Here is a 9,778-nt window from a genome sequence, read left to right on the forward strand (position 1 = left end):
CGCGTGGAGGGGGTCGGCCGATGACGGCGTCGGGCGCACTGCGGACCGCCGAGGTCGCGGCGGCGACCGGCTACTCCACCCAGCAGGTACGGGATCTGGAGCGGCTGGGCGTCGTCCCTGCGGCTGTCCGCGCCCCCAACGGCTACCGGGTCTACGCGCCGGTGCACGTCCACGCGTTGCGGGCCTACCGCGCGCTGGCCGGGGCGGTCGGCCCGGTGGCCGCCCGGCGGCTGCTGGGAGAGCTGTGGCGGGGCACGGTGACGGAGGCGGCCGCGGCGTTCAACGCGGTACACGCGCGGCTGGCCGGCGAGCGGGACGAGGCGCTGCGCGCCCGCGCGGCGTTGCGCACGATCCAAGCCGAGGAGGGAGGCCCCGATCCCGGCGCGGACCAGGACGCGATGACCATCACGCAGCTCGCCGGGGCCCTCGGCGTGCGCACGTCGACCCTGCGTTTCTGGGAGCGGGAGGGGTTGGTGCGACCCGAGAGGGTGACCTCGCAGCGGGTCCGGCGCTACGGCGTGGACGCCGTGGCGGCGGCCCGGATGGTGGTCGCCCTGCGCGGCGCCGGGTACGGCGTTCCGGCGGTGCGCGAGGTCATGGAATCGCTGCGGACGTTCGAGGGTGTGGCGCACGCCGAGCGGATTCTGGAGAGGCGGCTGGCCGGCATCGGCACGAGGACCGTGGCGCTGATGCGGGCGGGCGCCGACCTGGCCGCGGTGGTCGACGCCGTGGGGACGCCCGGCGCGCGCTGAGCGGTCGGGCGTCCGTGCGGCGTCAGCGGACGGGGCGGCGTCAGCGGACGGGGTGGCGTCAGCGGACGGGGTGGCCGGCTTCGGCGAGGGCCTGCTTGACCTGGGGGATGCGGAGGTCGCCGAAGTGGAAGACGGAGGCGGCGAGGACGGCGTCGGCTCCGGCGTCGACGGCGGGCGCGAAGTCGGCGAGCTTGCCGGCGCCGCCGGAGGCGATGACCGGTACGTGCACGTGGCGGCGCACGGCGGCGATCATCTCCGTGTCGTAGCCGTTCTTGGTGCCGTCGGCGTCCATGGAGTTCAGCAGGATCTCCCCGGCGCCCAGTTCGGCGGCACGGTGTGCCCACTCCACGGCGTCGATGCCGGTGCCGCGGCGGCCGCCGTGGGTGGTGACCTCGTAGCCGGAGTCGGTCGTGGTGCCCTCCAGGCAGCGGCGGGCGTCCACCGACAGGACGAGCACCTGGCGGCCGAAGCGCTCGGCGATCTCCCGGATCAGCTCGGGCCTGTTGATCGCGGCGGTGTTCACTCCGACCTTGTCGGCACCGGCCCGCAGCAGCCGGTCGACGTCGTCGGCGCTGCGCACGCCACCGCCGACGGTCAGCGGGATGAAGACCTGCTCGGCGGTGCGGCGGACCACGTCGTAGGTGGTCTCGCGGTCGCCGGAGGAGGCGGTGATGTCGAGGAAGGTGAGTTCGTCGGCGCCCTCGGCGTCGTACACCTTGGCCATCTCGACCGGGTCGCCGGCGTCCCTGAGGTTCTGGAAGTTGACGCCCTTGACGACTCGCCCGGCGTCCACGTCCAGGCAGGGGATGACTCGTACGGCCAGGCTCACGGACTCTCTCCTCGGAACGCTTCCACTTCTACCTCCACCAGCACCCGGGAGTCCACAAAACCGGAGACGACGGCGAGTGTGCACACCGGTCGTACGGCGTCGAAGACCTCCTTGTGGGCGCGGGCCACCGCGTCGACGTCCCGCGCGTGCGTCAGGTACAGCCGGGTGCGGACGACGGACTCGGCGGCGAGGCCGAACCCCTCCAGCGCGGACAGGGCGACCGAGATGGCCGTCCTGGTCTGCTCGTAGGGGTCGCCCTCCCCGTGCAGGACGCCGTCGACGATGGCCATGCAGCCGCCGACGAGGACCCGGTCCCCGACGGCGACCGCGCGCGCGAAGCCGATCGTGTCCTCCCAGGGGCTGCCCGACTGCACGCGCTCGACTGTCATCCGGAAACCGCCTCCAACGCCTCTTCCAGGGTGAACGCCTTGGCGTAGAGGGCCTTCCCGACGATGGCGCCCTCCACTCCCTGCGGCACGAGGGAGGCGATGGCGCGCAGGTCGTCCAGCGAGGAGACGCCGCCGGAGGCGACGACGGGCCGGTCGGTGGCGGCGCAGACATTGCGCAGCAGCTCCAGGTTGGGGCCCTGGAGGGTGCCGTCCTTGTTGATGTCGGTGACGACGTAGCGGGCGCAGCCCTCGGCGTTCAGCCGCTCCAGCGTCTCGTAGAGGTCGCCGCCGTCCCGCGTCCAGCCGCGGCCGCGCAGGGTGGTGCCGCGCACGTCGAGGCCGACTGCGATCTTGTCGCCGTGTTCGGCGATGACCTTGGCGACCCACTCGGGGGTCTCCAGCGCGGCGGTGCCGAGGTTGACACGGGTGCAGCCGGTGGCCAGCGCGGCGGCCAGCGTCTCGTCGTCGCGGATGCCGCCGGAGAGCTCGACCTTGATGTCCATGGCGCGGGTGACCTCGGCGATGTGCTTGCGGTTGTCGCCGGTGCCGAAGGCGGCGTCGAGGTCGACGAGGTGCAGCCACTCGGCACCGGCGCGCTGCCAGGCCAGCGCCGCCTGGAGCGGGTCGCCGTAGGAGGTCTCGGAGCCGGACTCGCCGTGGACCAGGCGTACCGCCTGGCCGTCCCGCACGTCGACGGCGGGCAGGAGTTCGAGCGCGGGCGTCACTTCGGTCATCAGAGGCTCTCGATCCAGTTGGTCAGCAGCTGTGCGCCGGCGTCGCCGGACTTCTCGGGGTGGAACTGGGTCGCCCACAGCGGGCCGTTCTCGACGGCGGCGACAAAGCGCTCGCCGTGCGTCGCCCACGTCACCTTGGGCGCACGCATCGTCTTGCTGTGCGTCTCCAGCTCCCAGTCGCGCACGGCGTAGGAGTGGACGAAGTAGTAGCGGGTGTCGGCGTCGAGCCCGGCGAAGAGCCGGGAGTCGGCGGGCGCCTCGACGGTGTTCCAGCCCATGTGGGGCACCACGTCGGCCTTGAGCGGGCCGACCGTGCCGGGCCACTCGTCCAGGCCCTCGGCCTGTTCGCCGTGCTCGATGCCGCGGGAGAACAGCACCTGCATGCCGACGCAGATGCCCATCACCGGGCGGCCGCCGGCCAGCCGCCGGCCGACGACCCAGTCGCCGCGGGCGGCGGTCAGCCCGCGCATGCACGCGGCGAACGCGCCGACGCCGGGCACCAGCAGGCCGTCGGCGGCCATGGCCCGGTCGTAGTCGCCGGTGATCTCCACGTCGGCGCCGACCCGGGCCAGCGCCCGCTCGGCGGAACGTACGTTGCCGAAGCCGTAGTCGAAGACGACGACCTTCTTGGCTGTGCTCATGGGGCTCATCGGTGTGGCTTCGCCCTCACTCGAGTCGGAGGATGCCGGCGGTCAGCGCCATGGCGGAGCAGATGCCCAGCAGGACGATGACGCCCTTGGGCATGCCCTGCTTCCAGAAGGAGATGACTCCGCCCAGCAGGAACAGACCGACAAAGATCAGCAGTGTGGAGACCGTGTTCACAGAGCGCCCTTGGTGGACGGGATGCCCGTCTGCCTCGGGTCGATCTCGCTCGCGTAGCGCAGCGCGCGGGCGAGCGCCTTGAACTGGCACTCCACGATGTGGTGCGCGTTGCGCCCGTAGGGCACGTGCACGTGCAGGGCGACCTGCGCCTGGGCCACGAAGGACTCCAGGATGTGCCGGGTCATCGTGGTGTCGTAGTCGGGGCCGATCATCGGGGCCATGTTCTCCGGCTCGCTGTGCACCAGGTACGGGCGGCCGGAGAGGTCCACGGTGACCTGCGCCAGGGACTCGTCCAGCGGCACCGAGGCGTTGGCGAAGCGCACGATGCCGCGCTTGTCGCCGAGGGCCTGCCGGAAGGCGGCGCCGAGCGCGAGGGAGGTGTCCTCGATGGTGTGGTGGCTGTCGATGTGCAGGTCGCCGTCGGTCTTGGCGGTCAGGTCGAACAGACCGTGCCTGCCGAGCTGGTCGAGCATGTGGTCGAAGAAGCCGACTCCGGTGGCCACGTCGACTTTGCCGGTGCCGTCGAGGTTGATCTCGACGACGACGGAGGTTTCCTTGGTGGTGCGTTCCACCCGGCCTACGCGGGTCATCGCTTGTTCTCCTTCATTACTGCTCGTACCGCGTCGAGAAACGCGTCGTTCTCCGCCGGTGTTCCCGCGGTGACCCGCAGCCGGCCGGGCACGCCGTTGTCCCGGACGAGTACCCCGTGCTCCAGCAGCGCCTGCCAGACGGCGTTCGCGGTCAGCGGCAGGGTGCTGTCGGGCGCGTCGGGGTCGAAGCGGCCGAACTGGACGAAGTTGGCGTCCGAGTCGGTGACCTCGCAGCCGATCGCGCGCAGCTCGGCGACGATCCGGTCCCGTTCGGACTTCAGCTGCTCGACGTAGCCGAGCAGGGTGTCGGTGTGCTCCAGCGCGGCGAGCGCGGTGGCCTGGGTGACCGACGACAGGTGGTAGGGCAGCCGGACGAGCTGCACGGCGTCCACGACTGCCGGGTCGGCGGCCAGGTAGCCGAGCCGCAGCCCGGCGGCGCCGAACGCCTTGGACATCGTGCGGGACAGCACGAGGTTGGGTCGGCCGTCGATCAGCGGCAGCAGCGAGGGCCGGTGGCTGAACTCGCCGTACGCCTCGTCGATCACCACGAGCGCCCCGCGCCGACCGCGGTCGAGGGCCGCCCGCTGCGCGGCGTCGTGCAGCGCGAGGACGGTCTCGGCGGCCACCGCCGTGCCGGTCGGGTTGTTGGGCGAGCAGACGAACACCACGTCGGGCGCCTGCTCGGCGATCAGCGCGCGGGCGGCGTCGACGTCGATGGTGAAGTCCGCGCCGCGCGGGCCGGCAAGCCAGTCGGTGCCGGTGCCCCGGGCGATGAGCGCGTGCATCGAGTAGGACGGCTCGAAGCCGAGCGCCAGCCGGCCCGGGCCGCCGAAGGCCTGGAGGAGCTGCTGGAGGATCTCGTTGGAGCCGTTGGCGGCCCACACTCCGGCGGTCTCGGTGCGGTGGCCGGTGGTGCGCGTCAGGTACTCGGCGAGGGCCGTGCGCAGTTCGAGGGCGTCCCGGTCGGGGTAGCGGTTGAGGCCGCGCGCGGCGTGCGCGACGCGCTCGGTGATCCGCTCGACCAGCGCTTCGGGCAGCGGGTACGGGTTCTCGTTGGTGTTGAGCCGGACAGGCACGTCCAACTGCGGTGCGCCATAAGGGGACTTGCCGCGCAGCTCGTCGCGGATGGGCAGGTCGTCGATGCGGGTCACGGCCGACCGCCCTTCTCGGTGTCGGCGCTGTCCGTCGTGTCGGGGAGGCCGCCGTCGAAGCGGGCCTTGAGGGCGGCGCCGTGCGCCGGCAGGTCCTCGGCCTCGGCGAGCGTGACCACGTGGTGGGTGACGTCGGCGAGCGCGTCCCGCGAGTAGTCGACGACGTGGATGCCGCGCAGGAAGGACTGCACGGACAGGCCCGAGGAGTGGCAGGCGCAGCCGCCGGTGGGCAGGACGTGGTTGGAGCCGGCGCAGTAGTCGCCGAGGGAGACCGGCGCCCAGGGGCCGACGAAGACCGCGCCCGCGTTGCGGACCCGGGCGGCGACCTCGGCGGCATCGGCTGTCTGGATCTCCAGGTGCTCGGCGGCGTACGCGTCGACGACGGCCAGGCCCTGCTCCAGGTCGTCGACGAGGACCGTGCCGGACTGGCGGCCGGCCAGCGCCTCGGTGATGCGCTCCTGGTGCTTGGTCGCGGCGACCTGGCGGGTCAGCTCGGCGTCCACCGCGTCGGCGAGCGCGGCGGAAGGCGTGACCAGCACGGCGGCGGCGAGCACGTCGTGCTCGGCCTGGCTGATCAGGTCGGCGGCGACGTGCGCCGGGTCGGCGGTGTCGTCGGCGAGGACGGCGATCTCGGTCGGGCCGGCCTCCGCGTCGATACCGATCCGCCCCTTCAGCAGGCGCTTGGCAGCGGCGACCCAGATGTTGCCGGGGCCGGTGACGAGGTTGACCGGGCGGCACTCGTCGGTGCCGTAGGCGAACATCGCGATGGCCTGGGCCCCACCGGCCGCGTACACCTCGTCGACGTCCAGCAGCGCGCAGGCGGCGAGGATCGTCGGGTGCGGCAGCCCGCCGAACGCGGCCTGCGGCGGGCTGGTGACGGCCAGCGAGCCCACCCCGGCCTCCTGCGCGGGCACGACGTTCATCACGACGGAGGACGGGTAGACCGCGTTCCCTCCGGGTACGTACAGGCCCACCCGCTCGACGGGCACCCAGCGCTCGGTGACCGTGCCGCCGGGCACGACCGCCACGGTGGTGTCGGTGCGCCGCTGCTCGCGGTGGACGATGCGGGCGCGGCGGATGGACTCCTCCAGCGCCGCCCGGACGTCGGGCGCCAACTCGGCCAGCGCCTTCCGAAGCGCCTCGACCGGCACGCGGACGCGCTCCAGCTCCACGCCGTCGAAGCGTCTGGCGTACTCCAGCAGGGCCTCCGTGCCGCGATGGTGGACGTCCTCGCAGATCGGCCGCACCTTCTCCAGGGCGGCTTCCACGTCGAGTTCGGCGCGGGGCAGCAGGTCGCGGTCGATGCCGCCGCTGGTGTCGGTTCCGCGCAGGTCGATTCGGTCCAGGGTGATTGCTCGCAGCACGTCACCCAGTGTCTCAGACGTCACGGGCGGGAACGCTCGCCGTATCAGTGCGTGATACGGGTGTCGGACCGACACCCCTGACCGATAGTGTTGATCAGGTCACTCAGTGGGACGCGCGTGTACGCGGGGGAGCACGGGAGTGGGGGCGAGACGTGAGCGAGCCGCTCGAGGACGGCGACCCGCCTGCCGGTCTGCGGTTGACCACCGCCGAATGGGGACTGTGGCAGGCGTTCCGGAACGGCACCAGGCACGACCTGCGCACCGGTGACCTCGCCGAGGACGACCCCGGCGGCGACCGGGTCTGGGGCCCGCGCCGCACGGTACGGGCCCGGGTGATCTCCACGCTGCTGCTGCACGGCCCGCCGCCGCTGCTCGGCCGGGTGGCGGCGCTGCACCTGTCCGGCGCGTTGATCACCGGTCGTCTCGATCTGTCCGGCGGAACGGTTCAGCCCTACTTCGAGCTGCGGCACTGCCGCTTCGACGAGGAGGTGCTGCTGTCCGAGTGCCGGCTGACCACCGGGCGGCTGCTGGGCTGCCGGCTGCCGCGGCTGGAGGCCGCCAGGCTGGCCACCGACGGCGATCTGCATCTGCCGCGCTGCTCGATCCCCGGCGGCATCCGGCTCACCGACGCCGTGATCGGCACCGACCTGATGCTCAACGAGGTCACCGTGGGCGGCGGGCGGCGCGGCCGGGCGATCGCCGCCGACGGGATGACCGTCGGCCAGGATCTCCAGGCGAGCCTGCTGCTGGCGAGCGGCGAGGTGTCGCTGCGCGGCGCGCGGATCGGCGGCTCGCTGTTCATGTACGGCAGCGAGCTGCGCAACCGGCGCGGCCCGTACGCGCTGCACGCCCCGCAGCTGGAGGTCGCGCGGTTCGCGCACTTCGCGTCGTTCGGCAACGCCGGCGCCCGGCACTTACTGAGCAGCACGCCGCCCACCGGCACCCGCTACCCGCTCACCGGCCGGGACGGCACCCGGCCGCTCCTGCGCCCCTACGCGACGCCCGACCCGTCGGGGCCGCCGGTCCAGCCGTTCCTGTGCGGCGGCGGGGTGAAGCTCGACGACGGCCGGTTCGGCGACTCGCTGGTACTGGAGGGCGCGCGGCTTGAGCTGGAACGCGCCCAGGAGCTGTCGCTTCGCCGCGTCCAGACGCCCGAGCTGTGCTTCACTCCGGAACGGGTGACCGAGGGCCGGGTCGTCCTCGCCGGCGCGACCGTCGGCAACCTGGTGGACCGCGCCGACAGCTGGCCGGAGCACGAGGGCCTGTGGATGGCCGGCTTCAGCTACGAGCACCTGATCCCCATCGGACCGTTCCCGCTGTCCGAGCGGCTGCGCTGGGTGGCCACCGCCACGCCCGAGTACTCGGCCGAACCGTACGAGCAGTTGGCGACCGTGCTGCGCAACGGCGGCGAGGACAGCGAGGCACGAACGGTTCTGCTGGCCAAGCAGCGCCGCCGCCGGGAGACGCTTCCGCTGGCCGGGAAGGCCTGGGGCTACCTCCAGGACTGGACCGTCGCCTACGGCTACCGGCCCGGCCGGGCACTGCTGTGGATGCTGCTGCTGTGGGCCTCGGGCGCGCTGTTCTTCCGGAGCAACGCGCCCGAGCCGCGCAACGACGAGGAGAGCCCGCACTGGGACGCCGGTGTGTACGCGCTGGACCTGCTGCTGCCGCTGATCGACCTCGGGCACGACACCGCCTGGCGCCCGGAGGGCTTCCACCAGTGGATGGCGACCGGGCTGGTGTTGGCCGGCTGGGTGCTGGCCACGACGGTCGCCGCCGGGGCCACCCGGCTGCTGCGTCGCCAGTGACCCTGTCCCGCGCGCCGCTGCGCCGCCGGTGACGCCGCTGCGCCGCCGGGGCGCCGGGGGCGCTGCCCCGGCGGGCCGGGGGCCGATAGGCTGACCGTTTGTGACCACGACGCGCCTCCCGCTGTTCCCGCTGAACACCGTGCTGTTCCCCGGTCTCGTGATGCCGCTCAACGTGTTCGAGCCGCGCTACCGGGCACTCACACGGTCGCTGCTGGAGATCCCCGAGGACGAGCCCCGCCTGTTCGGCGTGGTCGCCATCCGGGACGGCCACGAGGTCGCGCCCACCGCCGTCGGACTGCCCGGCGTGGCGACGCCGTCGGCCGGCCCCGCGCAGGGCTTCGGCGCCGACCCGCTGTCTTCGTTCTTCTCGGTCGGCTGCGTCGCCGACGCCTCCACCATCCGGGAGCGGGAGGACGGCTCCGGCTACGACCTCCTGGCCACCGGCACGTCCCGCTTCCGCCTGCGGTCGATCGACACCGGCGGCGAGTTCCTGGTGGCCGAGACCGAGGAACTGCCGGAGGAGGCGGGCGAGGGCGCGGGCGCGCTCGCGGAAGGCGTGCTGCGCGCCTTCCGCGCCTACCAGAAGCGTCTCGCCGGCGCCCACGAACGCACCCTGGCGGGCAGCCAGGAGCTGCCCGACGAACCCTCGGTGGTCTCGTACCTGGTGGCCGCGGCGGCCGTCCTGGACACCGTCACCAAGCAGGGGCTGCTGGAGAGACCCGACACCGCCGCCCGGCTCGCCGAGGAACTGCGGCTGCTGCGCCGCGAGACGGCCGTGCTCGGCAAGCTGCCGTCGCTTCCGGCCGTCGACCTCACCCGCCGCCCCACCTGCCCCAACTGAGCCGAGGAGGCCGCCCCCCGTGGCGAAGACGAAGAAGCAGCGCGCGTCGCAGGGCTCGACGGGCACCCCCGCCACCGTCGCGCTGACCCGCGCGGGCGCCGAGTTCACCGTCCACTCCTACGAGCACGACCCGGCCGCGGCCTCCTACGGGCAGGAGGCCGCCGAGCTGATGGGGGTCGAGCCGGAACGCGTCTTCAAGACGCTGGTGGCCGAGGTGGACGGCGCGCTGACGGTCGCCGTCGTACCGGTCGCCGGCACGCTCGACCTCAAGGCGCTTGCCGCCGCCGTCGGCGGCAAGCGTGCCGTCATGGCCGACCCGGCGGCGGCCGAGCGCAGCACCGGCTACGTGCGCGGCGGGATCTCCCCCCTCGGGCAGCGCAAGCGGCTCCCCACCGTGGTCGACACGTCGGCGACGACGTTCGAGACGGTCTGCGTCTCGGCCGGCCGACGCGGCCTCGAGATCGAGCTCACCCCCACCGACCTCGTCACCCACACCGC

12 protein-coding genes are annotated in these 9,778 nt (G+C 73.2%); 4 read left to right on the forward strand and 8 right to left on the reverse strand.

Going from position 1 to position 9,778, the window contains the following annotated elements; all coding sequences use genetic code 11:
- Positions 1-20: 20 nt before the first annotated feature.
- Entirely contained in the window at positions 21-752 is a 732-nt protein-coding gene (locus tag FNX44_RS04920; RefSeq protein ID WP_143646699.1) for a MerR family transcriptional regulator, read from the forward strand.
- A 58-nt stretch (positions 753-810) separates the two neighbouring features.
- Here FNX44_RS04920 and hisF read toward each other — a convergent pair whose 3' ends face one another.
- From hisF to hisD, 8 genes are read right to left on the reverse strand one after another with little or no spacing between them, the layout of a single operon-like run.
- Positions 811-1,581, reverse strand: coding sequence for an imidazole glycerol phosphate synthase subunit HisF (hisF, locus tag FNX44_RS04925; RefSeq protein WP_143646700.1), 771 nt, complete (start codon positions 1,579-1,581; stop codon positions 811-813).
- The gene (locus FNX44_RS04930) at positions 1,578-1,970 is read right to left on the reverse strand and encodes a RidA family protein (RefSeq protein ID WP_143646701.1); all 393 of its coding nucleotides are present in this window, start codon (positions 1,968-1,970) and stop codon (positions 1,578-1,580) included. Before FNX44_RS04930 ends, hisF begins: the two co-directional genes overlap by 4 nt.
- On the reverse strand, positions 1,967-2,704 hold the full coding sequence (gene priA, locus FNX44_RS04935) for a bifunctional 1-(5-phosphoribosyl)-5-((5-phosphoribosylamino)methylideneamino)imidazole-4-carboxamide isomerase/phosphoribosylanthranilate isomerase PriA (RefSeq protein WP_143646702.1): 738 nt from the start codon (positions 2,702-2,704) through the stop codon (positions 1,967-1,969). Before priA ends, FNX44_RS04930 begins: the two co-directional genes overlap by 4 nt.
- Complete coding sequence (gene hisH / locus FNX44_RS04940; RefSeq protein ID WP_143646703.1) at positions 2,704-3,345, reverse strand: imidazole glycerol phosphate synthase subunit HisH; 642 nt, start codon at positions 3,343-3,345, stop codon at positions 2,704-2,706. Before hisH ends, priA begins: the two co-directional genes overlap by 1 nt.
- Before the next feature lie 25 nt (positions 3,346-3,370).
- A complete protein-coding gene (locus FNX44_RS04945; RefSeq protein ID WP_153506862.1) occupies positions 3,371-3,526 on the reverse strand; it encodes a CG2302 family histidine operon protein in 156 nt (51 codons plus the stop codon).
- Positions 3,523-4,116 carry an imidazoleglycerol-phosphate dehydratase HisB gene (gene hisB / locus FNX44_RS04950; protein ID WP_143646704.1) on the reverse strand — a complete coding sequence of 198 codons (594 nt, stop codon included), beginning with the start codon at positions 4,114-4,116 and terminating at the stop codon, positions 3,523-3,525. The genes FNX44_RS04945 and hisB overlap by 4 nt, the downstream gene beginning before the upstream one ends.
- Positions 4,113-5,267 carry a histidinol-phosphate transaminase gene (locus FNX44_RS04955; protein ID WP_143646705.1) on the reverse strand — a complete coding sequence of 385 codons (1,155 nt, stop codon included), beginning with the start codon at positions 5,265-5,267 and terminating at the stop codon, positions 4,113-4,115. The genes hisB and FNX44_RS04955 overlap by 4 nt, the downstream gene beginning before the upstream one ends.
- Positions 5,264-6,628 carry a histidinol dehydrogenase gene (hisD, locus tag FNX44_RS04960; protein ID WP_407699167.1) on the reverse strand — a complete coding sequence of 455 codons (1,365 nt, stop codon included), beginning with the start codon at positions 6,626-6,628 and terminating at the stop codon, positions 5,264-5,266. The genes FNX44_RS04955 and hisD overlap by 4 nt, the downstream gene beginning before the upstream one ends.
- A 155-nt stretch (positions 6,629-6,783) precedes the next feature.
- On the opposite strand from hisD, the gene FNX44_RS04965 reads away from it, so the two are divergent.
- The 3 genes from FNX44_RS04965 to ybaK all read left to right on the forward strand — a co-directional run.
- Positions 6,784-8,439 (forward strand): oxidoreductase, encoded by a 1,656-nt coding sequence (locus FNX44_RS04965; protein WP_143646706.1) that lies wholly within the window; start codon positions 6,784-6,786, stop codon positions 8,437-8,439.
- A 100-nt stretch (positions 8,440-8,539) separates the two neighbouring features.
- Positions 8,540-9,280, forward strand: coding sequence for an LON peptidase substrate-binding domain-containing protein (locus tag FNX44_RS04970; protein WP_143646707.1), 741 nt, complete (start codon positions 8,540-8,542; stop codon positions 9,278-9,280).
- Positions 9,281-9,299: 19 nt separating this feature from the next.
- On the forward strand, positions 9,300-9,778 hold a 479-nt coding region (gene ybaK / locus FNX44_RS04975), incomplete at its 3' end, for a Cys-tRNA(Pro) deacylase (RefSeq protein WP_143646708.1).

The organism is Streptomyces alkaliterrae (assembly GCF_007097205.2).
In the GTDB taxonomy this organism is placed as follows: domain Bacteria; phylum Actinomycetota; class Actinomycetes; order Streptomycetales; family Streptomycetaceae; genus Streptomyces; species Streptomyces alkaliterrae.

What these genes read in the sequence shown, in the direction of transcription:
- FNX44_RS04920 (WP_143646699.1), top strand. Translation starts at nt 21, where the DNA reads ATGACGGCGTCGGGCGCACTGCGGACCGCCGAGGTCGCGGCGGCGACC.
- FNX44_RS04930 (WP_143646701.1), bottom strand. Translation starts at nt 1,970, where the DNA reads ATGACAGTCGAGCGCGTGCAGTCGGGCAGCCCCTGGGAGGACACGATC.
- priA (WP_143646702.1), bottom strand. Translation starts at nt 2,704, where the DNA reads ATGACCGAAGTGACGCCCGCGCTCGAACTCCTGCCCGCCGTCGACGTG.
- hisH (WP_143646703.1), bottom strand. Translation starts at nt 3,345, where the DNA reads ATGAGCACAGCCAAGAAGGTCGTCGTCTTCGACTACGGCTTCGGCAAC.
- hisB (WP_143646704.1), bottom strand. Translation starts at nt 4,116, where the DNA reads ATGACCCGCGTAGGCCGGGTGGAACGCACCACCAAGGAAACCTCCGTC.